General features: G+C 71.4%; 21 protein-coding genes. 8 read left to right on the top strand and 13 right to left on the bottom strand.

Annotation, left to right across the window (positions count from 1 at the left end):
• Positions 1 to 19 precede the first annotated feature (19 nt).
• Positions 20 to 205: a hypothetical protein gene (locus DEIGR_RS21590; RefSeq protein ID WP_407638298.1), complete on the top strand. Its 186-nt coding sequence runs from the start codon at positions 20 to 22 to the stop codon at positions 203 to 205.
• A 136-nt stretch (positions 206 to 341) separates the two neighbouring features.
• On the opposite strand, the gene DEIGR_RS00575 is transcribed toward DEIGR_RS21590, so the two are convergent.
• Positions 342 to 1916, bottom strand: coding sequence for a glycoside hydrolase family 26 protein (locus DEIGR_RS00575; protein ID WP_058974373.1), 1575 nt, complete (start codon positions 1914 to 1916; stop codon positions 342 to 344).
• A gap of 116 nt (positions 1917 to 2032) precedes the next feature.
• Here DEIGR_RS00575 and DEIGR_RS00570 point away from each other — a divergent pair, with 116 nt between their 5' ends.
• Positions 2033 to 3280 carry a metallophosphoesterase gene (locus DEIGR_RS00570; protein WP_058974371.1) on the top strand — a complete coding sequence of 416 codons (1248 nt, stop codon included), beginning with the start codon at positions 2033 to 2035 and terminating at the stop codon, positions 3278 to 3280.
• Here the strand turns inward: DEIGR_RS00570 and DEIGR_RS00565 are convergent.
• Positions 3210 to 4145, bottom strand: a complete 936-nt coding sequence (locus DEIGR_RS00565) for a DMT family transporter (RefSeq protein WP_083523872.1) — start codon at positions 4143 to 4145, stop codon at positions 3210 to 3212. The genes DEIGR_RS00570 and DEIGR_RS00565 overlap by 71 nt on opposite strands.
• A 58-nt stretch (positions 4146 to 4203) precedes the next feature.
• On the opposite strand from DEIGR_RS00565, the gene priA reads away from it, so the two are divergent.
• Entirely contained in the window at positions 4204 to 6717 is a 2514-nt protein-coding gene (priA, locus tag DEIGR_RS00560; RefSeq protein WP_407638297.1) for a replication restart helicase PriA, read from the top strand.
• A gap of 22 nt (positions 6718 to 6739) precedes the next feature.
• Here priA and DEIGR_RS20145 read toward each other — a convergent pair whose 3' ends face one another.
• Complete coding sequence (locus tag DEIGR_RS20145) at positions 6740 to 7087, bottom strand: hypothetical protein (RefSeq protein WP_153013573.1); 348 nt, start codon at positions 7085 to 7087, stop codon at positions 6740 to 6742.
• 79 nt (positions 7088 to 7166) lie between these two features.
• Positions 7167 to 8960, bottom strand: a complete 1794-nt coding sequence (locus DEIGR_RS00555; protein WP_058974368.1) for an ABC transporter ATP-binding protein — start codon at positions 8958 to 8960, stop codon at positions 7167 to 7169.
• A gap of 231 nt (positions 8961 to 9191) precedes the next feature.
• On the opposite strand from DEIGR_RS00555, the gene DEIGR_RS00550 reads away from it, so the two are divergent.
• Complete coding sequence (locus DEIGR_RS00550; protein WP_083523870.1) at positions 9192 to 10157, top strand: CobW family GTP-binding protein; 966 nt, start codon at positions 9192 to 9194, stop codon at positions 10155 to 10157.
• A 45-nt stretch (positions 10158 to 10202) separates the two neighbouring features.
• Here DEIGR_RS00550 and DEIGR_RS00545 read toward each other — a convergent pair whose 3' ends face one another.
• Entirely contained in the window at positions 10203 to 11354 is a 1152-nt protein-coding gene (locus DEIGR_RS00545) for a tetratricopeptide repeat protein (RefSeq protein WP_058974365.1), read from the bottom strand.
• Between the two features lie 182 nt (positions 11355 to 11536).
• Here DEIGR_RS00545 and def point away from each other — a divergent pair, with 182 nt between their 5' ends.
• Genes def through DEIGR_RS00525 form a run of 4 tightly spaced genes read left to right on the top strand, consistent with a single transcriptional unit; the run spans position 11537 to position 13968 of the window.
• Positions 11537 to 12190: a peptide deformylase gene (gene def / locus DEIGR_RS00540; protein ID WP_058974362.1), complete on the top strand. Its 654-nt coding sequence runs from the start codon at positions 11537 to 11539 to the stop codon at positions 12188 to 12190.
• Entirely contained in the window at positions 12187 to 13140 is a 954-nt protein-coding gene (gene fmt / locus DEIGR_RS00535; protein ID WP_058974360.1) for a methionyl-tRNA formyltransferase, read from the top strand. The genes def and fmt overlap by 4 nt, the downstream gene beginning before the upstream one ends.
• Positions 13141 to 13156: 16 nt before the next feature.
• The gene (locus DEIGR_RS00530; protein ID WP_058974358.1) at positions 13157 to 13771 is read left to right on the top strand and encodes an LURP-one-related/scramblase family protein; all 615 of its coding nucleotides are present in this window, start codon (positions 13157 to 13159) and stop codon (positions 13769 to 13771) included.
• 2 nt (positions 13772 to 13773) lie between these two features.
• Entirely contained in the window at positions 13774 to 13968 is a 195-nt protein-coding gene (locus tag DEIGR_RS00525; protein ID WP_058974356.1) for a hypothetical protein, read from the top strand.
• 7 nt (positions 13969 to 13975) lie between these two features.
• Here DEIGR_RS00525 and DEIGR_RS00520 read toward each other — a convergent pair whose 3' ends face one another.
• From DEIGR_RS00520 to DEIGR_RS00485, 8 genes are all read right to left on the bottom strand, one after another.
• A complete protein-coding gene (locus tag DEIGR_RS00520) occupies positions 13976 to 14767 on the bottom strand; it encodes an SMI1/KNR4 family protein (protein WP_058974355.1) in 792 nt (263 codons plus the stop codon).
• Between the two features lie 37 nt (positions 14768 to 14804).
• A complete protein-coding gene (locus DEIGR_RS00515; protein WP_058974353.1) occupies positions 14805 to 15572 on the bottom strand; it encodes an endonuclease III domain-containing protein in 768 nt (255 codons plus the stop codon).
• The gene (locus tag DEIGR_RS00510) at positions 15535 to 15717 is read right to left on the bottom strand and encodes a hypothetical protein (RefSeq protein WP_058974351.1); all 183 of its coding nucleotides are present in this window, start codon (positions 15715 to 15717) and stop codon (positions 15535 to 15537) included. Before DEIGR_RS00510 ends, DEIGR_RS00515 begins: the two co-directional genes overlap by 38 nt.
• A 113-nt stretch (positions 15718 to 15830) precedes the next feature.
• Positions 15831 to 17321: a dihydrolipoamide acetyltransferase family protein gene (locus DEIGR_RS00505; RefSeq protein WP_058974348.1), complete on the bottom strand. Its 1491-nt coding sequence runs from the start codon at positions 17319 to 17321 to the stop codon at positions 15831 to 15833.
• A gap of 163 nt (positions 17322 to 17484) precedes the next feature.
• Positions 17485 to 17718, bottom strand: a complete 234-nt coding sequence (locus tag DEIGR_RS00500; protein ID WP_058974346.1) for a hypothetical protein — start codon at positions 17716 to 17718, stop codon at positions 17485 to 17487.
• 29 nt (positions 17719 to 17747) lie between these two features.
• Positions 17748 to 18767: an alpha-ketoacid dehydrogenase subunit beta gene (locus tag DEIGR_RS00495; RefSeq protein ID WP_058974344.1), complete on the bottom strand. Its 1020-nt coding sequence runs from the start codon at positions 18765 to 18767 to the stop codon at positions 17748 to 17750.
• Positions 18764 to 19873, bottom strand: coding sequence for a thiamine pyrophosphate-dependent dehydrogenase E1 component subunit alpha (locus tag DEIGR_RS00490; protein ID WP_058974342.1), 1110 nt, complete (start codon positions 19871 to 19873; stop codon positions 18764 to 18766). The genes DEIGR_RS00495 and DEIGR_RS00490 overlap by 4 nt, the downstream gene beginning before the upstream one ends.
• 225 nt (positions 19874 to 20098) lie before the next feature.
• The gene (locus tag DEIGR_RS00485) at positions 20099 to 21700 is read right to left on the bottom strand and encodes an aminotransferase class V-fold PLP-dependent enzyme (protein WP_058974339.1); all 1602 of its coding nucleotides are present in this window, start codon (positions 21698 to 21700) and stop codon (positions 20099 to 20101) included.
• Between the last annotated feature and the right edge of the window lie 77 nt (positions 21701 to 21777).

The raw sequence follows: 21777 nt of genomic DNA, 5'->3' as shown, positions 1-21777 counted from the left end.
CACGCCACAGGGCCCTCGGGTGAAGCCGCTGCTGTACGCGTTCCGCACGGTGCTGACCGGGCTGCACCTGCTGCGCACCGGTCAGGTGGAGGCGAACCTGGGCGCGCTGAACGCCGGGGCGCGCCTGCCGTTCCTGGAGGACCTGATGACCCTCAAGCGCTCGGGGCGGGAGGCGGAGCTCCTGCCGGAGCCGCTGGACGTGTAACGCGCGGCGCACCGGCAGCTGCTCGCGGCGCTGGAGGACGCTCCTCTCTCGACCCGGCTGCCGGACGCCGTGCCGGACGCGGCGCAGCGGGCGGTGAGCGACTGGGTCGTGCAGGTGCGGCTGGGTGCCCTCCCGCTCACTGCGCGCTGAAGGGGGTGGTGCGGGTCAGGATCACCTCGCCCTGCCGGTTGTGCACCGTGAGGGTCAGGGCGTGCGGCCCGGGCGTGAGGTCGGCGGGCAGCGTGAAGGCGTACGGCAGGGTCTGCCCGACCGGAACCGGCTGCCCGTCGAGGGTGAGGATCACGCGGGCGGGCGTATCCACCGCCTTGATCCAGAGGTTCCCGCTGTGGGCCGCGCCGCTGCTGACCGTGGTGGGGAGCGCGCGTGGGGTGAGGGTGGCGCCCGCGCCGGGCCGCGTGAGGAACGCCGGGTGCGTGAGGAGTTCGCGGAACGCGGCGAGTTTCTCCGGGCTGCCGAGCAGGCGGTAGTCGTTGCGGCGCGTGACGGGGCGGGGCTGCACGTAGGGGCTGGTGAGCATGTTCAGATCCAGCCAGTTGATGTTCTTCACGCGCGGGTACTTCAGCGCGGCGCCCCAGTAGGCTTCGCGGAGTTTCGCGGCGGCGAACGCGGCGTACCCGGTCTCAGGCTGCGCGCCGCTGCGGCTGGAGGCCGCGAACTCGCTGATCTGGATGGGGTGCGCGCAGGCGTAGCGGCGGTAGATGACGTCCAGCGCGTCCAGCGGGCTGTCGGTCAGGGCGCTGTCGCGGACGTTGCCGTTGCGGAAGGGTGCAGCGTAGACGCTCAGGCCCACCCAGTCCACGGCGTCCGCGCCGGGGTAGTAGCGGTCGATGACGTCCAGGCGGGTGCCCATCGGCATCCAGACGAGCGCGACGTTCGGCGCCAGCCGCGCCATGACGTCATGCACGAGGCGGAACTTGGCGCGGTACAGCGCGGGGTCGCGGCTCCACTCGTTGGCGGGGTCGTTGAACTCCCCGGCGAAGCGCAGGTAGACCGGCGCCCCGGAGGCGCGGGCGGCCTTCGCGAAGGGCGTCAGGGTCTGCTCGGTGATCTGCCGCAGCGGCATTCCGGGTTCCAGCGCGATGTGCACGGCCATGCCCGCCTGCCGCGCGGCGCGCACCCAGCGGGTCGGGAAGGTCTCGCCGCGGCCGGGGGTGCGCAGCGTGAAGTACCGGAAGCTCACGGCCAGCGGGCCGCCCAGTCCGGGTTCGGCGCGCAGAGTGCCGGTGGGGGTCAGGGCCTGCTCGTCGGCGTAGCGGCCCAGCAGGATGCCGGCGGTGGGTTCCAGTCGGGCGGGCCGGGGGGCGCAGCCGGGCGTGGGGTCGGGGCTGAAGGGGGCGGGGGCCAGCAGGTAGGCCTGCCCTTCCTGCCGGTAGCGGGCGGCGATCAGGTCGGTGGCGCGGGCGGTGTTCAGGTCGCCGCGCGTGCGGGCGAGGTTCGCGGCCTGCGTGTAGGCCTGCACGGCGCCGTCGTAGTCGCGCAGCTGCACGCGGGTGTCGGCCAGGGCGCGCCAGTTCGCGGCGGTGGGGTTCAGGGTGGTCGCCTGAAGGTACGCGCTCTCGGCGGCGGTCCACTGTCCGGCGCGGGCCTGCGCGCGGGCGTGGGTGTACCACTGGTCGGCGCTGCGGGGCGAGGTGGTGGCCGTGCTCAGCGAGCCGATCAGGAGGGGCAGCAGGAGGGCGGCGCGGCGCATCGCGCGCATGGTACGGGCCGGGGGCCGCGTGAAGCTGCGGTGAAGCTCGCACGATCAGCTGCCGGTCAGTTTGCAGGCTGGGGTCGCCTCGTCTGCTCTGGGGTAGCTGTGCGAGGATGCAGGGCGTGACCCTGACCGCCGCCCCCGACGTGATCGAGCTGCCTGCGCTGGCGCTGGTGCTCCTCGTGGGCGTGCCCGGATCGGGCCGGGGGGCGTTCGCGGCGCGGCACTTCGCGCCGGACGAGGTGTTCGACGCCCGGACCTTCCCGGACGCGGACGCCCTGCGCGCGGCGGTCGTGGCGCGGCTGGCGGCGGGGGAACTGGCGGTCGTGATCGCCCCGGCGGTCCGGCCCCTGGAGCGCGCGCCCTGGTCGGCCCTGGCCCGCGAGCACGACGTGAAGGCAGTGGCTGTGCTGCTGGACGAGGACCGCGCCGTGCTGGAGGCCCGCGCCGGGGGCACCCTGAGCCGCGAGGAGCTGATCGCGCAGGTCTCGGAGTTGCGGCGCACGGCAGGTGGCCTGCGGGCCGAGGGCTTCCGGCAGGCGTGGCACCTGCGCGGCGAGCAGATCGGGCGGGTGGGCGTGCGGCGCGTGCCGCTGCGGGTGGACCGCCGGGACCTGAGCGGGCCGTTCGACCTGATCGGGGACGTGCACGGCTGCCTGGAGGAACTGCGCGACCTGCTCACCCGCCTCGGGTACGTCCCTGACGGGGAGTCGGTGACGCCCCCGGCGGGCCGCACGGCGGTGTTCCTGGGAGACCTGACCGACCGGGGGCCGGACAGTGCGGGCGTGCTGCGGCTGGTGATGGGCATGGTGGCGTCGGGCGCGGCGCTGTGCGTGACCGGCAACCACGACGAGAAGCTCCTGCGGGCGCTGAGCGGCAAGGCGGTGAAGCCTCTGCACGGGCTGGACGTGACCCTCGCGGAGTTGCAGGCCGCCGGGCCCGCGTTCCAGGCGCAGGTGCGCACCTTTCTGGAGGGGCTCCCGGCGCATCTCGTGCTGGACGGGGGGCGGCTGATCGCGGCGCACGGGGGCCTCCCGGCGCACCTGCACGGGCGCGGAAGTGGCCGCGCACGGAGTTTCGCGCTGTACGGCGACACGACCGGCGAACGCGACGAGCTGGGCCTCCCGGTCCGGCGCGACTGGGCGGCCGGGTACGCGGGCGCGCCGCTGGTCGCGTACGGGCACACGCCGCACGCCTCGCCCCGCTGGGTGGGGAACACCGTGAACCTCGACACCGGCTGCGCGTTCGGCGGGGCGCTGACCGCGCTGCGCTACCCCGAACGGGAGACGCTCAGCGTTCCGGCCCGCGCGGTGTACGCCCCGCCGCCGCGTCCCCTCCCGCCGGGGCAACCGCAGGCGTAGCTTTCGCGGGCCACTGGGCCAGCAGCGCCCCCGCGAGGATCAGCACGCCGCCCAGCGCCGCGCCGGGACCCGGTTGCTCGCGCAGGATAACGGCGGCCAGCGCGACCGTGACCAGGGGTTCTAGGGTGCCCAGCAGGCTGGCGCGCGTGGCCCCCAGGTGCCGGATCGCGCCGTACAGGGCGGGCACCGCGACGATGGTGGGCAGCAGCGCCAGCGCCAGGATCGGCCCCCACTGCGCCGCGCCGACCGGGACGCGCAGCGTGCCCTGCGCGGCGGCCAGCGCGGCGAACACCACCCCGCTGACGAGCGCCATGTGCGCGGTGGCGGCCAGGGCACTCACGCCACTCAGCAGCCGCTCGCTGGCGACCAAGTACCCGGCGTACAGCGCGCCCGCCCCCGCCGCGAAGGTCAGGCCCACGGCGTCCCGGTCCGCGGCGGACGGCAGCCCGACCACCAGCGCCAGCCCCACGCCCGCCAGCGCCACCGCGCCCAACTGCGTGCGGCGCGGCGCGCGACCCAGCCCCCAGGACAGCAGGATCACGAACGCCGGGGCGAGGTACAGCAGCAGCGACGTCGCGCCCGCCGAGACCCGCTCCAGCGCCCCGAAGTAACAGGTGGTCGCCAGGGTGTACAGCAGGCCCACGCCCAGCATCCGCGCCCGCTGCGCCCCCGTGACGCCGCGAGAGCTGATCGGCAGCAGCAGCGCCGCCACGATCAGGAACCGCCAACCCAGCGTCGTGAAGGACGACAGGCCCCCCTGCCCCGCCAGTTTCCCCCAGATGCCCAGCGTCCCGAACGCCGCCGCGGACGTCACGCCCAGCAGCACGCCCCTGCGTACATCCACGCCCCCCGCCGCCCCGGTCATCCGCCCGAGGGTACTGCCTCACCGTTGCCGGGGCACGGGTCGCGCTAGCCTGAAGCACGTGACGCCCGCCGCCCCCTCTCTGGAATCCTGGCTGGTGGTCGTGAATCTGCCCATCGGGCCGTGTGATTTCGCCCCGCCGCACGGCTGGGCCGCCCCCGCGCCGCTGGGTTGCCGGGTGCTCGTGCCGTGGCGCGGCGCGCTGGAGGTCGGACTGGTCGTCGGGAGCGGTGACGGGCGCGGCGGGCACCGCCTGCGCGAGGCCGTGCACGTCCTGGACGACCCCGCGAGTCCCTGGGTGACCCCGGCGACCGTATCGGGCGTGCAGGGCTGGGCGGCGGACGCCCGCATTCCCGCCGGGCTGATCTGGGGCGACCTGCTGGGCGTGGGCTGGCAGGCCGAGGTGACGCACATGGTCCGCGCGGTGGAGGGCGCGGACCTGAGCATGTTCGCGCGCCGCCCGCCCACCGAACGCTGGACGGACGCGGGGGCGTTCCCGGACGCGCTGCTGGACGCCATCCGCGAGCAGGGCCTGCTGGAGGAACGCTTCACGCCCCGCCCCCGAATGCGCGGCGCGGTCGCCGCCCGCCCGCTGGACGAGGTGCCGCCCGCCAGCCGCACCGCGACGGTCCTGAGCGCCGTGACCCCCGCCCCGGCGGGCCTGACGGCGAAGCAGGCGCAGGCCGCCGCGTGGCTCGCGGGGCACGGCCCCTGCGACACGCTGAGCGCCTGGGCGAAGGGCGCGGGCGTCAGCAACGGGGTGGTCACGGCGGCCCTGAACGCGGGCGGCGCCCAGTACACGCTGGTCGATGCCCCCCCACCGCCCGCCTGGACATGGCTGCACGGGCACGGTCCGGTGGACACGTACGCCGCGTGGGCGAACAGCGCCTCGGCGGACGGGGTGCCGCTGACGCCCACGCAGGCAGGGACGCTGGCCCTGCGCGGCTGGGCCGACACCATCGAGGTCCCCCAGCCCCCACCGGCCCTGCCGGAACCGCACCCGCAACCCGACCCCGCCGGGGCACCCGACCCGCTGCCGGAAGCACCCGTGTGGCGGCTGCACGGGGGCCGCGCCCGCGCCCGGTTCGCGCTGCTCGCCCCGCGCGTCACACGGCTGCTCACGCAGGGGCGCGGCGTACTGGTCCTCGCGCCGGACCACGCCACACTCCGCCGCGCCTGGGAGGGCCTCTCCGGCCTCGCCGCACACGCGGGTACGCGGGCCGCGCAGCTGACCGGCACGCTCAGCGAACCGCAGCGCGCCCACACCTGGCAGCTCATCCGCACGGGCGAGGCCCGGCTCGTCATCGGCAGCGGGCACGCGCTGGCCGCCCCGCTGGACGACCTCGCGCTGATCATCGTGCTGGAGGAGGCCAGCGACGCGCACAAGCTCCTGAGCGGCAGCCGCGCGTTCCTGCCGGACCTCGCCACGCGCATCGCCGCCGCGCACGACGCCGCCCTGGCCCTCGTGGGCACCACGCCCGCCGCCGAGAGCGTCCCGCACCCCGGCGCGGTCCTCCCGCCGCCACGCGCCCGCGTGCACGTCGTGGACTACGCCAACCCGCCCGAGCAACCCGAACTGGGGCCACTGTCCAGCGTGCACCTGCGCCTCGGGGACCAGGGGTACCCCCTCAGTCACGACCTCGCCCGCGTGCTGCGGCAGGTGCAGGAACGCGGCCGTCAGGCGGCCCTCCTCGCCCCCCGGCGCGGGTACAGCGCCCTGCTGCGCTGCCCCAGCTGCGACCACACCCCGCAGTGCCGCAACTGCGACGTGCCGCTGCGCTTCCACCGCGAGGGGCGGCAGCTCACCTGCCACCAGTGCGGGTACCACCAGCCCATCCCCGAACGCTGCGATCAGTGCGGGGACCCCATGTGGCAGGCGCGCGGGCCCGGCACCGAATGGATCGCGCAGGAGGTCCAGAAACTCCTCCCCGGCTTCCCCGTCTACCGCCTCGACAGGGACCGCCAGGACGACCTCACACCCCTGATGCGCGGCGAGAGCGGCGTCGTCATCGGCACGCAACTCCTGCTGTCACACGAGCCACCGCCGGACCTCGCGCTGATCGGCGTGACCCTGGCCGACACGTGGCTGAACGTCAGCGACTTCCGCGCCAGCGAGCGTTACCACCGCCTGCTGCGGCAGCTCGCCGAATGGCACCCCACCCGCGCGCCCATGCTGCTCGTGCAGACCTTCCAGGCGGACCACCCCGCCCTGAAAGTCATGGTCGACGGCCGCGACACCCTCGCGTACCCCGCCGCCGAGGAACGCGCCCGCGCCGCCCTGAACTACCCCCCCCACGCCCGCCTCGCGCAGATCGAGATCAGCGCCCGCGACCAGCACAAAGCCCAGGCCGCCGCGCAGGACCTCGCCGACGCCCTCCACGGCGCCGGCGCCACCGCCCACGAGGTCCTCGGGCCCGCGCCCAGCCCCGTCGCCCGCGTGCGCGGCGTGTACCCCTACCACCTCTTCCTGCGCGCCCGGAGCGACACCCGCCTCGGCGAACTCCTCCGCATCCTCGACACCCGCACCTGGAAAGCGAAAATCAGGGTGGACGTGAACCCGAGGGGTGGACTGTAATCCAAGCAGATTATCAGCTTTTTCAGTGCTGTCTTTGGTAACCTTCCTGCGATTGGCCCATGAAAATCAACTTATTGCCACTTATAGATGATACGTGCACCTGCATATTTAAATCATCATTAAAATCTTTGTTATATTTAAGATAGGCGCCATCTGGTGATTTCTCCCAATCCGACACACTAATTCCCATTTTGCTAGATATTGCCTCAATAGACATTCTAGTCTCAGCTTGGCAATAATTTTTAGCAACACATGAATTAGGATTCAAGCCCATAGTCATTACGAAATCCTCAAAAGTTGAAAACTTTTTCGCCGATTGGGCGCAGCCGACTATTAAAGCAAAAAGCAAAAGAGGGACTATCTTTTTCATATTGAGCAATGTACGGCCGAAACAAGTCTTGCGCAAGCTGTTTTGGCCAGTTAAATGACCGTCAGATCAACTAAACCAATCAACTCTTAGCCGGTACCGCCATCTTAGGATTTATAGGTTTTGAATCAGTTCCATAATCGCCGCCCATCTGGCGTTCCAGCGTGGCGTACGCGCCGCCGCGTCTGCGGAGGGTGTCAGGGTGGCCGTCCTCGACGATGACGCCCCCTGCGAGGACGATGACGCGGTCGGCGGTGCGGGCGAGGCTGGGGCGGTGCGTGACGATCAGCGCGGTGCGGCCGCGCGTGAGTTCGTCCAGCGCGGCGACGACCTGGGTTTCGCTCTCGGCGTCGACGGCGCTGGTGGGTTCGTCCAGCAGCAGGAGGCTGGGCCGGGCCAGGAGCGTGCGGGCGATGGAGAGCCGCTGGCGTTGCCCGCCGCTGAGCCGCACGCCGCGTTCCCCCACGACCGTCTGGAGCCCCTCGGGGAGGGCGTGGACGAAGGTGTGGGCGTGCGCGGCGCGCAGAGCCGCCTCAACCTCGGTGTCGGTGGCGTCCGGGCGGGCGTAGCGGACGTTGTTCAGCACGGTGTCGTGGAACAGGAAGGTGTCCTGCGCCATGACGGCGGCGTTCTCACGCAGGCTGCGCAGGGTGAGGTCGCGCAGGTCGTGCCCGTCGAGCGTCACGCGCCCGTGCTGCGGGTCGAAGGTGCGGGTGACGAGGGCCAGGAGGGTGCTCTTGCCCGCCCCGCTCTCGCCGAGGAGGGCGACGCGCTGCCCGGCGGGGATGTGCAGCGTGACGTCCCGCAGGATGGGCCGGGCGGGGTCGTACCCGAAGGTGACGTTCTCGAAGCGAAGTTCGCCCTGCACGGGTTGCGGCAGGGGCCGCGCGCCGGGCCGGTCCTGCACGGGGACGGGCGCGTCGAGCACCTCGAACACCCGCCGTCCGCTCGCCTCGGCCCGCTGGAGCAGGTCACCGATGTTCACGAGGTCGTCGATCGGACCGTAGAAGTACCGCCCGTACCCCCGGTACGCGAGCAGGCCACCCAGCGTGAACTGCCCGGCCATGATCAGCCACGCGCCGCCGCCCAGCATGATCACGTTCCCCAGGTTCCCCACGAAGCGCGCGCGGGGGAAGGCACGGTTGCGGATGGTGACGGCCTTCACGCCCTCGGCGTACAACTCGTCGCCCAGGGCGCGGATGCGCTCGGCCTCGGCGTCCTCGCGCGCGAAGCCCTGCACGACGCGGATGCCGCTCAGGCGGTCCGTGATCAGCGCGCTCAGGTCCCCCAGGCGGGCGCGCGCCGCGCGGTACGCGGGCCGCACCGTGCGCGCGTAGCGGCGCAGCATGAGTGCCACGGCGATCATCGGGAGGGTCGTCAGGACGCCCAGCAGCGGTTGCAGCGCGATGAAGATCCCGATCACGCCGATCAATCGCAGGGCGTTCGCCAGCACGGCGTCCGTGCCGCGCACCAGCACGTCCTGCAGCGCGTCCACGTCCCCAGTCACGCGGGCGATCAGGTCCCCGGTGCGCTGCCCCTCGAAGTACGCCGCCGACTGCCCCTGCAACGTCCGGTACAGCGTCAGGCGCAGGTCGCGCGTGAACGCCTGCCCCGCCCGCTCCAGCAGCAGCCCCCGCCACGCGGACAGGCCCTGCTGCACCCCGAACACCGCCACCAGCAGGACCAGTTGCCACCCGATGAACGTCCAGTCGCGGTTCGGGATGCCGTGATCCACCACGCGAATCCACACGAGCGGCGGGTACAGTTCCGCCGCCACGCTCCCCAGCAACAGCAGCAACCCCACGGTCACCGTGCGCCTGTACGGACTGAGCAGCCCGTACAGGCGGCGCAACACGGACGGACTCGGGGCAGGCATACGGGCGAGGCTACGCCACCGGCGAGCCCGCACCTGTGATACGGACTCCGGTTGAACGGTTTGTAAAACCGTCCAACCCGAGCGGAGCGAGCAGGAGAGAAACGGATTCCGGGCGTGGAGTTGGCAACCCGGTGCACTGCCGGGTTGTCAACGAAACAGACGGAATCCGTGTGAGGAGTCCCGCCTTCCCCGTTCCATTTCCCGCGCCGGTCACCTCGTATGCTGCGCGGCATGACGAGTGCGCGGCCGGATGACCGGATTCCTGTGGTGGTGGTGGGCGGCTTTCTGGGGGCCGGGAAGACGACGCTGGTGAATCACCTGATCCGGTCGCTGCCGCACCGGCTGGGTGTGATCGTGAACGAGTTCGGCGCGCAGGGCGTGGACGGCAGCCTGATCGAGCGGCTGCAGGACGACGTGACGGAACTGACGGCCGGGTGCCTGTGCTGCACGGGCCGGGATGATCTGCTGCGGGCGCTGGTGACGATCGCCATGCGCGAACAGAAGCCGGACGCGGTGATCGTGGAACTGTCCGGCGTGGCGGACCCGACGCCGGTCCTGACGACGCTGCTGGAACGGTCGGTGCGCGCGGCGTTCCGCGTGACGACGCTCGTGGCGGTCGTGGACGCCCGGCACGCCCTGCAGACGCTGCGGGAGCATCCGGAGGCGGCGCGGCAACTGGCGTACGCGAACGTGGTCGTGCTGAACAAGACCGACCTCGCCGACCCGGCCCTGCTGGACCACGCGCAGGGCGTGCTGCGCGGCGTGAATCCCCTGGCCGACATCAAACGAGTGGAGCAGGGGCAGGTCGACGCGGAAGCGCTGCTGGCCCGCGACGATTTCGACCCGCGCGTGCTGGACGGCGTGGATATCCGCGCGGCGCACACGCCGGGCCTGAAGTCCTTCACGCTGCGCGCGGAGCGCCCCCTGGACCCGTACGCGTGGCAGCGCTTCATGACCGACTACCTGCTGTCCCGCCCGGCGGAGGTGCTGCGCGCCAAGGGGTTCCTGGATCTGTTCGGCTACCCGCAGCGCATCCTGTTCCAGGCGGTGCGGGACCTGTTCACCGCCGACGCCTGGGAGGCTGGTGACGGCACGTCCGAACTCGTGGTGATCGGCCGGGGCCTGGACCGCGCGGAATTCGAGGCCGCGTGGGCCGCGTGCCTGACGCCCGACCCCCACGACCTCATCCCGGACTGAATCAGAAAGAGGCCCCTCATCGCAGGGGCCTCCCTCCTTCCGACGTTACTTGCCCTGCTGGGCGAGTTTCAGGTAGTAGGCGCTGCTCTTGTCGGTGGGGTCCAGGGCGACGGCCTGGGTGTACGCGGCGGTCGCGCCGGGGTAGTCCTTGCGTTCGTAGCGGGTGCGGCCCAGCCACGCCCAGGCTTTGGCGTATCTGGGGTTCTGGGTGGTGGCGGCCTGGAAGCCCTCTTCGGCGGCCGCCTTGTTCCCGGCGGCGTACTTGGCGTACGCGGCGCGGTAGGTGCGGACGGCCTGGAGGCCGTAGGTCTGCGCTTCCTGGGCGAGGGCGAGGTTGTACCGGTCGCTGGCGGTCGCGCCGGGCAGGGCGCTCAGGGCCGTGTACGCGTCCAGCGCGGCCTGGGTGTTGTTCAGGTCCAGGGCGAGACGTCCGGCTTCGCGCTGCGCGTCGGCGAAGTTGGGGGCGCTGCGGGCGGCCTCCTGGAATCCGGCGAGGGCCTGGGCTTTGCGTCCGGCGTCCAGGTCGCCGTACGCGCGGCTGAAGGCGCGGGTGGCGGCGGGGCCGTACTGCGCGGCCCTGTCGGTCAGGGCGCGGAAGTACGCCAGGGTCTTGTCGCCGGGGTTCAGCGTCAGCGCGCGGTCGTAGAGGGTGCGGGCCAGCGCGTACTGCCCGGCTTCCAGGGCGGTGCGGGCGGCCCAGGTGGCGCAGGGGGCGCTGGCGGGGTCGAAGGTCAGGCAGGTGTCGAAGAACTTCGCGGCCTGATCCGGTTGGTTGCGGGTATACGCGGCGTACCCGAGGTTGTACTGGACCGTGGCGGCACTCTTGGCTTCCGGGGTGTTCTGCGCGGCGTTCGGGGCCGCCTGGAAGTACGCGGTCCAGGTGGTTTCCGCCTGTTTCCAGAAGCCGACCTCGGTATAAATGTTCGCCCGGAGTTTCAGGTACTCGGGGTTGCCGGGCGCGGCGGCGACGGCGGCCTCGGCGGCGGCGGCGGCCTGCTTCCAGAGGGTCTGGTCGATGTTCGCGCTGCCCCTGGGGTAAGTGGCGCGGGCCTTGTCGGCCAGGGCGCGGGCGTCGGCGGCGAGCGCGGCGGGCGTCTGCGTCGTGGTGGTCTGGGTGGTGTCGGTCTGTGCGGCGGCGAAGTGCAGGGGCGCGGTCAGGGCCAGGATGGCGGTCAGGGTCAGCAGGTTGGGTCGCATGAGGGGCTCCTTGAAGGCAGGACGGGGCTTGAGGGTCGTCCGGTCATGTGAGCAGCTCAGCCTGACCCCCGTGGGCCGGTTTCTTTAAGGCGCACTTCACACTCCCCCCACCCGCCGCCCGGCGGGATCTGGAAGGCAGGGCAGGGTCGCTTCTGGGGGCGTTCTGGTAAAACAGGAGCATTGTGAGCGACCCTGCCTCCCCCCGCGTGTACCCGCTGCGCCTGTACGGTGACCCCGTCCTGCGCCGCAAGGCCAAGCCCCTCCAGGCGACCGACACCCTGACCGTGCCGGGTTTCGATCCGCAGACGGTGCGTCAGGTGGCGGACACCATGCTGGAGACGATGTTCGAGGCGCACGGCGTGGGGCTGGCCGCGCCGCAGATCGGCCTGCCGGTGCGGCTGTTCGTGGCGGTCGAGTACGAGGACGACGAGGAGGAGAACGAGGGCCAGGACAGGCCGCTGAAGTCCCGCGTGCTGCGTGATTTCGTGATGCTGAACCCGGTGCTGAAGGTCATCGACAAGAAGAAGGACCGCTCGTACCAGGAGGGGTGCCTGAGCATTCCCGGCATCTACGAGGAGGGCGTGCCGCGCGCCCGCGCCGTGCAGGTCAGCTACACCGACCTGGACGGGGTGGCCCGCGTGATCGAGGCGGATGATTTCCTGGCGCGGGTGTTCCAGCACGAGGCGGATCACCTGGACGGCGTGCTGTTCCTGGACCGCCTGCCCGCCGAGGTGACCGAGGACTACCGCAAGGAGCTGCTGGCGATCCAGCAGAAGTCCCGCACGTTCCTGAACGATCTGGCCGCGCACGAGCGGCAGCGCAAGGCGGGCCTTTGACCGGCGGCGGGCCGCGCGTGGCGTTCTTCGGGTCGCCCGCGTTCGCGCTGCCGGTGCTCGACGCGATCCGCGAGCACTTTCAGGTGGTGCTGGTCGTGGCGCAGCCGGACAAGCCGGTGGGGCGCGGCCTGAAGCTGACGCCCCCGCCCGTCGCGGCCCGCGCGGCGGAACTGGGCCTGCCCCTCGCGCAGCCCAAGAAGCTGCGGGGGAACGCGGCGTTCGAGTCGACGCTGCGCGAGTCCGGCGCGGACGTGGCGGTCACCTGCGCGTACGGGAAGATCCTGCCCCTCAGCGTGCTGAACATTCCCCGCTACGGGTTCCTGAACACGCACACCAGCCTGCTGCCCGCGTACCGGGGCTCCGCGCCGATCCAGTGGGCGCTGATCAACGGCGAGGCGGTGACGGGCACGACGATCATGCAGACCGACGAGGGCATGGACACCGGCCCGGTGCTGCTGCAGGAGGCGCTGTCCATCGCGCCGGAGTGGACCAGCCTCGACCTGGCGGACGCCCTGAGTGTGCAGGCGTCGCGGCTGATCGTGCAGGCCCTGTCGAACCTGGACGGCCTCTCCCCCACCCCGCAGGACGAGACACTCGCCACGCACGCGCCCATGCTGGTCAAGGAGGACGGCTTCGTCCGCTGGACCGACACCGCCGCGCAGATCGTGAACCGCTCCCGGGGCGTGGCGGCGTGGCCGCAGACGACCGCGTTCCTGGGCGGCGCCCGCCTGAAACTCGCGGGCCTCAGCGTCACGGAGGGCAGCGGCCAGCCGGGCGAGGTGCTGGGCGTCAGCGAGGGCGGCCTGACCGTTGCCGCGCAGGAGGGCGCCGTGCTGATCCGCACCGTGCAGCCCGAGGCGCGCAAGGCGCAGCCCGCGCACACCTGGGCGCAGGGGGCGGGCGTGGCGCGCGGCACCCGCCTCGACGTCTGGGAACCGACCCGCGAGTAGGCCCGTACCCGGGGGCATGAGCCTCGCCTTCCCCCTGACGCTGGAATTCAAATTCAGTCTCTTCACCGAACTGCGCGTCACCGACGCGCGCGGGCAGCTCGTCGCGGTCGTCAAGGAGAAGAAATTCAGCGTCCGCGACGAGGTCCGCATCTACCGCGACGAGCAGAAACAGGTCCAGACGCACCGCATGAAAGCCAAGGGCTTCCTCGCGGGCGCGCTCGACTGGAAGGCGTCACGCCTGATCGAACGCATGGACGGCACGCCCGTCGGCGCCCTCCAGGCGCAGGGCATGCGGACCCTGTGGGCCGCCGGGTACGACCTGCTCGGCCCGAACGGCGAACCCCGCTTCGCCATCCGCGACGATCACCCCTGGCTGGGCCTGATCGAGGGCGCGCTGGACGCCATTCCATTCGTCGGGGACTTCATCGCCATGGGCTTCGACTACCTCGTGAACCCCACGTACACCGTGACCGACACGGGCGGGCAGGCGGCGTACCGCGTGCACAAGAAACGCAGCTGCATGGCGCGCCGCTTCACCGTCGAGGAGTTGCAGCCGCGCGCTGGGCAGGACGACGAACTGGTCCTGATGGGCCTCATCCAGCTGATCCTGCGCGAACGCGAACGCGGCTGATCATGCACCCTGAAGACCAGCAGACCGCCTCGGCGCTGCTGGCCTTCCTGAGCGCGTACCACCAGACCCTCGGGGCCGACACGGTCGGCACCCGGCAGGTCGGTGTACCCCGGGAAGGCCACCCGCAGCCCACATGCCCCGTCGTTCACGCTGCCCGGCAGGAGGGCGAGGCGCTGGCCCGCGCGCACCTGAGCTGATGTGACATCAGTGCCAGCGGGTGTCCATGCGCTCGGGTGCCGCGCCGAATCCAGGGAACAGGTGGGCCAGCAACCCGTACGTGTCCGGGGCACGCCCGCCCGGCTCCTGCAGGCGCACCTCCCAGGTTTCGGTCGCGTACCCGCCCAGGCGGCGCACCGTGACCCGCCCCGATTCCAGGCGGCGCAGGTACTCGCGCAGGAAGGTGTCGAGATCGGGCGCCAGCACGTAGCGGTCGTCCTCGTCCGGGCCGACCGTGATCACCTGCCCTGGCCGCCCAGCTGGGCCAGGATGCAGGTCAATCGCCACGTGGTTCCCGCCCCCGTCGTGCAGGAACGGCAGCCAGTCGCCCGTGGCATATAGGAGGCGGATCGCGCCGGGCGGGTGCGACACCACGACCTCGTCCAGATCGGTCATGCGGTCGGCGGCGAGTTCCGCCCACGCCACCCGCTGGAATTCCAGATGCTCCAGGCTCAGGAATTTCAGGCCGAACAGGTCGCCGCCGTCATGCCAGCGGTACAGGGCGCGCAGGGCCGGGGGCAGCGTCACGCCCTGCCGCACCTCGAAGGCGTCCAGCGCGGCGTCTGTCACGCCGGGGCGCAGGGTCGCGTGTTGCAGGGGAACCTCACGCGCCACCCAGGCGTCCAGGCGGGCCAGCAGTTCGGGCAGGTCACGGGGTTCCGGCAGGGTCACAGGGGTCACGCGGCGCACCTCCAGCGGCGGCGGGGGACCCACCGACCCACCGGTCACGGCGTACAGGATCGCCGGGACGATCAGCAGGGGGAGCAGCCAGCGCCACATGCCCCCAGCGTGACACGGCAGGCCAGGGCGCGCCGCCTCACCCCTTCCAGGCAGGCACCCCATCCCCGTACTGGGCGTGGGCGTCGCAGCGGAAGCGCAGCACGCACGCGCCGCACTTCGGGTCGTACCACGAGCACACCCGCTGCCCGTGGCGCAGCAGGTTCACGTGCAGTTCGTACAGGAACGCCGGGTCGGGCGGCAGGAGTTTCAGGAGGGCGCGGTGCGCGGCCTGTTCGCCCATCTTCGGGATGGCGCCCACGCGGGTCGTGACGCGGTGCACGTGTGTGTCCACCGGGAAGACCGGGCGGGCGAAATTGAACAGCAGCACCAGACTGGCGGTCTTGATGCCCACGCCGGGCAGGTCGGTCAGGAACTTCAGGGCGTCCTTCACCGGCAGGTCGCGCAGGTGGTCGAGGTCGTACCCGCCGGGCGAGTCGCGCAGCGCGGCCAGGGTCGCCTGGATGCGTGGGGCCTTGCTCTCGGGGTAGTTGCTGCGCCGGATGGCGTGCGCCACGGCCTCCACGGGCGCGGCGATGATGGCGTCCCAGTCGCCCAGCGTCCGCAGTTCACGGTACGCGGCTTCCTCGTCGGCGTGCGTGGTGCGCTGCGAGAGGATCGTGCTGATCAGCTCGTGCAGCGGCTCCCGGCGGGGTGTCAGGGGGCGCTCGCCGTACTCGGGCCGCAGGGTGCCGTGCATCCACACGAGCAGCGCGGCCCGCTCGTCATCCGGGCGGGCCACGTTCAGGGGGGTCGGGTCGGTCACAGCCTCAGGACTGGCCGGGCGTGCTGTCGCTCTCCACCTCATCCCGGCCACCCTCGGCAGGTTCGGGTTTCGCGGCCGGGTCGATGTTCGGGTCCTTGCCCTTTGCCTCGTCGGGAATGGCGTGGCTCTGGCCCTCGGCGGGGCTGCTGTTGGCGGGGTCGTACCCGGTCTTCTGCTCGTCGGTCATGCCCTCAGCTTGCGCCGTCCCGGCCGGCGGGAAGATGCGAGGTGCCTCAGGAGCCCTTCATGCGAGAGGAGGCGGACCAGACTGGCTGGCCGCCTCCCCTTTCGAAGCCGGATTTACATGGCTTCGAGCATCAGCCGATCGGGGTTTTCCAGCAGGCGGATGACCTCCTTGCAGAAGCGCGCGGCTTCCGCGCCGTCCACGAGGCGGTGGTCGAAGGACAGGCTGAGGTACATCATGTGCGCCACGACGATGTTGTCGTATTCGTCCACGATGGGCCGCTTCTGGATGGAGTGGATGCCGAGGATGGCGGCGTCGGGCACGTTGATGATCGGGAAGGAGAACAGCGCGCCGATCGAGCCGATGTTCGTGACGCTGAAGGTGCTGCCCGCCAGTTCGTCCGCCTGGAGTTTGCCGCCCTGGGCGCGCGCGGCGAGGTCGCTGACTTCCCGGGCGAGGTCGAAGACGCTCTTGTGGTTCACGTCCTTCAGGACGGGCACGGTCAGGCCCGCGTCGGTGGCGACGGCCATGCCGATGTTGTAATAGCGCTTCTGGACGATCTCCTGGGTGGCCTCGTCGAAGCTAGTGTTCAGGCTGGGGAACTTCCGCAGCGCTGCCGCGACGGCCTTGAAGATGAACGGCAGGTACGACAGCTTCACGCCCGCCGCAGCGGCGTCGTCCTTGACGCGCGCGCGGAACTCGACGAGCTTGCTGAGGTTCACCTCGTCCACGGTCAGGGTGCGCACCGTGTACAGGTGGCTGGCCTGCATCTGGTTGCTGATGGCGCGGCGCATGCCCCGCAGCGGCACGCGGTCCTCGAGGTGCTCGTAGCCCTTGGGCGTGCGGTACTGCACGGGCGCGACGGGCATCCCGCCCGCAGCGGGGGCCTTCGCGGCGGGGGCGGGCTGGGCCGCCTGTGCGGGCGCCTGGGCCGGGGCGGCGGTCTGGGCGGGGGCCGTATGCATGGGGGCCGCCTGACCCTGGTTGATGCCCTGGTGGGCCAGCACGTCGCTCACGCGGATGCGGCCGTTGGGGCCACTGCCACGCACCTGGGTCAGGTCGAGGTTCAGTTCACGCGCCAGCTGCCGCGCGGCGGGCACGGCCAGCACGCGGCCGTCCGCGCGGGTCGGCTGGGTGGGTGCGGCGGGCGCGGCGGGCTGGCGCGCGCCGAGGCCCTGCACCTGCACCTTCTCGTCACTGGAGAACGCCTTGAAGAGGCTGGTGGAATCGTCGTCCGCCCCCTTCTGGAGGTGTCCGGCCTCGACGATGCTGCCGCCCACCTGCTCGCGTTCCTCCTGCGCCTGCGTGCTCAGCGGCGCGGCAGCGGGGGCGGGTGCAGTGGCGGCAGGGGCGGGGGCAGCGGCGGCCCCGCCGGTCTCGTCGATCAGGGCGATGGCGGCGTGCACGGCCACCACGTCCCCCTCGCCCGCGAGGCGCTTGCTGAGCACCCCGGCGACCGGGCTGGGGAGTTCCACGGTGACCTTGTCGGTCATGACCTCGCACAGGGGTTGTTCCAGGGCGATGGTGTCGCCCTCCTGCACCAGCCACTTCAGGATTTCGCCCTCGACGACACTCTCGGCCAGTTCGGGCAGCAGCACTTCTTTCATGGTGAACCTCGTTTTTCGGTGGTCAGGGGTCTTGAGGGCGGTGTTCCCGAAAGCCCCTGACCCGAGCGGAGCGAGAAACCGTGATGCACAGCGGTTTGGAGTGGAGTGGACGGGAGTGCTTTCCTCACGGCCACGGAACGGAGAAACGCGGTGGTGTGTCGGTTCAGCGCAGCACGGTGGCGCGCAGCAGTCCGTAGATGAGCAGCAGCAGGCCCAGCCCCTGGATCCAGCGTTCCCCGCGCGCGTACACCCAGGCCGACAGGCCCAGCAGGGCGAACATGCCGCCGATGGCGACGCTCTGCCAGGGTTCGGCGAGTTTTCCCGCGAGGGCGTAGAGCGTGAAGCCGATCAGCAGGCCCAGGGTGCCCAGCAGGGGGCGCAGCAGGTCAGGTCGCATGGAGACAGCTTAGGGGCCAGGGGACGGGGTCAGTAGTTGAGGGCCTGGACGCAGGCGGCCACGATGCGGTTCGCGCCGGGCAGGTACACCTTGTCCTGCACGTACGGGTACGGCGTGTCGAAGCCCGCCACCTGACCGACGGGGGCGGTCAGATAATCGAAGGCCTGCTCCTGGATGACGTACGCGACCTCGCCCATGAAGTTGCTGATGCGCGGCGCCTCGCTGACGAGGACGGCCCGGCCGGTCTTCTGGACGCTGGTCAGGACGCGGTCGCGGTCCCAGGGCACCAGGGAACGCAGGTCGATGACCTCGACGCTGACGCCCTCGGCGGCCAGGGCGTCGGCGGCCTTCTCCAGGTCGGGCATCACGCCGCCGTAACCGATGAGGCTCAGGTCGCTGCCCTCGCGGCGCACGGCGGCCTCGCCCAGTTTCACGACATAGTCGTGGTCGGGCACCTCGCCCTTGGCGGCGCGGTAGAGGCGTTTGGGTTCGAAGTAGATGACCGGGTCCTCGCCGCGCAGCGCGGCCTTCAGCAGGCCCTTGGCGTCGTAGGGGGTGCTGGGCATGACGACCTTCAGGCCCGGGGTGTGGGTGTAGTAGCTCTCAGGGCTCTGGCTGTGGTGGTGCCCGCCCTTCACGCCGCCGCCCGAGGGCGTGCGGATGACCATGGGCGCCGTGAACTGCCCCGCCGACCGGTAGCGGATCTTGGCGGCCTGCGAGATGATCTGGTCGAAGCCGGGGCCCATGTAGTCCGCGAACTGGATTTCCGCGATGGGGCGCAGGCCGCGCACGGCCATGCCGACGGCGGCGCCGACAATACTGGCCTCGCTCAGCGGCGTGTCGAAGACGCGGTGCTTGCCGAAGCGTTCCTGCAGGCCGGCGGTGGCCATGAACACGCCGCCGCGCGCGCCGACGTCCTCGCCGAACAGCACGACCCGTTGGTCGCGTTCCATCTCCTCGGCGATGGCCTCGGTGACGGCCTGGATGAGGTTGATGGTGCGGCCGGTCGTCATGGGGGCAGCCTCCGGGCGGGTCTGGGTGGCGGTCATGCGCGGCCTCCGGTCTGCTCGGCGCGCAGGAAGGCTTCCTGCTGGCGCAGGTGGTCGGGCAGGTCGGCGTACACGTCCTCGAACATGATGCGCCAGTCGGGCTGCCCGGTCGCCTCGGCGGCGAGCACCTGCTCGTCCACCTCGCGGTGCGTCTGCGCGATCAGCGCGGCGCGTTCCTCGGCGGTCACGGGGTGCCCCAGGTGCGCCAGGAGGTTCTCCAGGCGGGTGATGGGGTCACGGGCCAGCCACGCGTCGACTTCCTCGCGGGTGCGGTAGTGCTTCTCGGCGTCCGCGTCCGCGTTGCTGTGCGAGCCCACGCGGTAGGTGAGGCACTCGACCAGGGCGGGGCCCTGACCGCTGCGGACCTGCTCGGCGGCAAATGAGCAGACTTCCATGACGGCGATGATGTCGTTGCCGTCCACGTAGTAGCCGGGCATGCCGTACGCTTTCGCCTTGATGTGGATGGTCTCGCTGGCGGTCTGCTCGCGGATGCTGGTGCTGATTGCCCACTGGTTGTTCTCGCAGACGAATAGCGCGGGGGCCTGCGCGGCGCCCGCCATGTTCATCCCGGCGTGCCAGTCGCCTTCACTCGTGGCGCCGTCCCCGAAGGTGCAGACGGTGATCTCGTCCACGCCGAGGTACTTCTGCGCCATGGCGTTCCCGGCGGCGGGCGGCACCTGCGACGCGATGGAGGAACTGATGGACACGAAGTTCTGGCGCTGCGCGGCGAAGTGGTGCGGCATCTGGCGGCCCCGGCAGGAGTCGCTGTTCGTGCCCAGGCACTGGCTGATCAGTTCCGCCATGGGCACACCCATCGCGAGGCCCAGGGTGTGGTCGCGGTAGTACGGCCAGACCCAGTCGTGCCCGACGCGGATCGAGCGGGCGAGGCCCACCTGGGTGGCCTCCATACCGCTGGACTGCGCGTAGAAGGTGGTGCGGCCCTGCCGGAGCAGCGTGATGAGCTTGCGGTCGAATTCGCGCGCCTGGAGCATCAGGCGGTGCAGGTCGCGCAGCACCTCGGGCGTGTAGCGCTCCGGGAGGGGCTGCACCGGCGTCCCGTCTTCCGCGACGAAGCGGATGGGTTCGGGGGTGAAGGGTTGAATCATGGGCTGGGGCCTCCTGACCGGGTGCGCGCCGCCGCCGCTGGGGCCTGGGCACGTCCGGAAGTTCATCTGTCTAGCAAACGCTCGTTAGGCATTTTAGACGCTTTGTCCATGAGGCGCGAATCCTGCCCCGGAAGGCGAACCGGTTCCAGCCCTGCGGCCTCCTCACAGAAGCTCCCTGGCGTCCAGACCAGCCGGACGCCAGGGAGCCAGAACCGCCACTCCGGATCAGTGGGCGAAGAACACCAGATCCTCCGGCACGTGCGGCGGCACCGCCCTCCCCTCCCCTGCCGGACTCAGGTCTGCCGCCAGGGCGCGCGCCTCGCGCAGGTAGCTGGCGTACGGGACCGCGCCCGCCGCCGTCCGGGGCCGCGCGTCCCCGAACAGCTCCATCGGGGCGGCGTCCGCCGGGTGCGTCCACGCGCCGGACTCCCAGTCGAAGGCGTACAGCGCCACAAAGCGCTCGCCGAACTCCGCGACGAACTCGATGGCGTCCAGCAGGAACTCCACCTCCTCGTCGGTGGCCCACGGGGCCAAGTTGAGCCTCGTCCAGCCGGGCTTCACGCCGTCCACGTGATTGAGCGCGCACTGCAGGTACCGCTCGCTGGTCTGGTCATCCACGTTCAGCAGCACGTGCCCGTACGGTCCGGCGCAGGCGCAGCCGCCACGCGCCTGGATGCCGAACAGGTCGTTCAGCAGCCGCACGACCAGCCGGGGGTGCAGCTGCCGCCCGCCGGGCGTGAAGGTCAGGAACGACAGGAAGGCCAGCCGGGGCGCCTCCAGGTTCCCCAGCAGTCTGATCTGGGCATTCGCGCCCAGGCGGGTCAGGGCGCGGGCGAACAGTTCGTGCTCCCGCGCCGTGATCTGCGCGGCGCCCAGCTCGGCCTTGACGCGGAAGGCCAGCGCCGTGCGGATCTTCCCGAGGATCGCGGGCGTCCCGGCGTCCTCGCGGGCCTCGATGTCCTCCACGTACACCTGCCGCTCGCGGTTCACGAAGCGCACCGTACCGCCCCCCGGCGTGCTGGGCACCGCCAGCCGGTACAGGTCCTCGCGGAAGCACAGCAGGCCCGGCGTGCCGGGGCCACCCACGAACTTGTGCGGGCTGAGGAACACCGCGTCGTACCCGTCGGGACGGCCCGGTTTCATGTCGATGGTCACGTACGGCCCACTGGCGGCGAAGTCGAAGAACGCGTACGCGCCGTGCGCATGCAGGATGCGCGCCACCGAGCGGGTATCGGTCAGCAGGCCGGTCACGTTGCTCGCGGCGCTGAACGACCCGATCTTGGGCCGCCCCGCGTAGCGCGGGTCCTTCAGCGCGGCGACCAGGGCGTCCAGATCCAGGTTCCCGCGTTCGCACAGGGGGATCTCCACGACCTCGGCCAGCGTCTCGCGCCAGCTGATCTCGTTGCTGTGATGCTCGTACGGGCCGACGAACACGACCGGCCTCTCCCCCACCGCCATGCCCGCCAGGATCGCGGCGCGGTGGTGGGCGCCCACCGTCAGGCCCAGGATGTCCTGCATGCGCCGCACGGCCGCCGTGCTGCCGGACCCGCAGAACACCAGCTTGCAGGTCTGATCGCCGCCCAGCTGCCCCTTGACGTACTCGGCCGCCTGATGGGTCAGGTGCGTGGAGTGCGCGCCGGTCGCGCTGTCCTCGGTGTGGGTGTTCGCGTACAGCGGCAGCGCCAGGGTCGCGACGCGGTCCTCGACGCTGCGCAGCGCGCGGCCCGACGCGACGTAATCGGCGTACGTGACGCGCCGCTCCCCGAAGGGCGTGCGGATCACGGTGTCGGTCCCGATCAGGTCGGCGCGCAGCTGCTCGAAGTTCATACCCCCCATGGTAGGCGGGCGGTCAGCGCGGCTCAACGGCCCTGATCGGCTGGGCCGGTCACCCCCATCAGGCGGCA

The organism is Deinococcus grandis, from assembly GCF_001485435.1.
GTDB classification, from domain to species: Bacteria; Deinococcota; Deinococci; order Deinococcales; family Deinococcaceae; genus Deinococcus; species Deinococcus grandis.
Note: the sequence above shows the minus strand (reverse complement) of the source record. Positions and strands in the feature narration are given on the sequence as shown.

Bases quoted from the DNA above. Each gene is read 5' to 3' on its own strand.
- DEIGR_RS00575 (WP_058974373.1), bottom strand. From the start codon at position 1,916: ATGCGCCGCGCCGCCCTCCTGCTGCCCCTCCTGATCGGCTCGCTGAGC.
- DEIGR_RS00570 (WP_058974371.1), top strand. From the start codon at position 2,033: ATGCAGGGCGTGACCCTGACCGCCGCCCCCGACGTGATCGAGCTGCCT.
- DEIGR_RS00565 (WP_083523872.1), bottom strand. From the start codon at position 4,145: ATGACCGGGGCGGCGGGGGGCGTGGATGTACGCAGGGGCGTGCTGCTG.
- DEIGR_RS20145 (WP_153013573.1), bottom strand. From the start codon at position 7,087: ATGAAAAAGATAGTCCCTCTTTTGCTTTTTGCTTTAATAGTCGGCTGC.
- DEIGR_RS00555 (WP_058974368.1), bottom strand. From the start codon at position 8,960: ATGCCTGCCCCGAGTCCGTCCGTGTTGCGCCGCCTGTACGGGCTGCTC.
- DEIGR_RS00550 (WP_083523870.1), top strand. From the start codon at position 9,192: ATGACGAGTGCGCGGCCGGATGACCGGATTCCTGTGGTGGTGGTGGGC.
- DEIGR_RS00545 (WP_058974365.1), bottom strand. From the start codon at position 11,354: ATGCGACCCAACCTGCTGACCCTGACCGCCATCCTGGCCCTGACCGCG.
- DEIGR_RS00530 (WP_058974358.1), top strand. From the start codon at position 13,157: ATGAGCCTCGCCTTCCCCCTGACGCTGGAATTCAAATTCAGTCTCTTC.
- DEIGR_RS00525 (WP_058974356.1), top strand. From the start codon at position 13,774: ATGCACCCTGAAGACCAGCAGACCGCCTCGGCGCTGCTGGCCTTCCTG.
- DEIGR_RS00520 (WP_058974355.1), bottom strand. From the start codon at position 14,767: ATGTGGCGCTGGCTGCTCCCCCTGCTGATCGTCCCGGCGATCCTGTAC.
- DEIGR_RS00515 (WP_058974353.1), bottom strand. From the start codon at position 15,572: ATGAGGTGGAGAGCGACAGCACGCCCGGCCAGTCCTGAGGCTGTGACC.
- DEIGR_RS00510 (WP_058974351.1), bottom strand. From the start codon at position 15,717: ATGACCGACGAGCAGAAGACCGGGTACGACCCCGCCAACAGCAGCCCC.
- DEIGR_RS00505 (WP_058974348.1), bottom strand. From the start codon at position 17,321: ATGAAAGAAGTGCTGCTGCCCGAACTGGCCGAGAGTGTCGTCGAGGGC.
- DEIGR_RS00500 (WP_058974346.1), bottom strand. From the start codon at position 17,718: ATGCGACCTGACCTGCTGCGCCCCCTGCTGGGCACCCTGGGCCTGCTG.
- DEIGR_RS00495 (WP_058974344.1), bottom strand. From the start codon at position 18,767: ATGACCGCCACCCAGACCCGCCCGGAGGCTGCCCCCATGACGACCGGC.
- DEIGR_RS00490 (WP_058974342.1), bottom strand. From the start codon at position 19,873: ATGATTCAACCCTTCACCCCCGAACCCATCCGCTTCGTCGCGGAAGAC.
- DEIGR_RS00485 (WP_058974339.1), bottom strand. From the start codon at position 21,700: ATGAACTTCGAGCAGCTGCGCGCCGACCTGATCGGGACCGACACCGTG.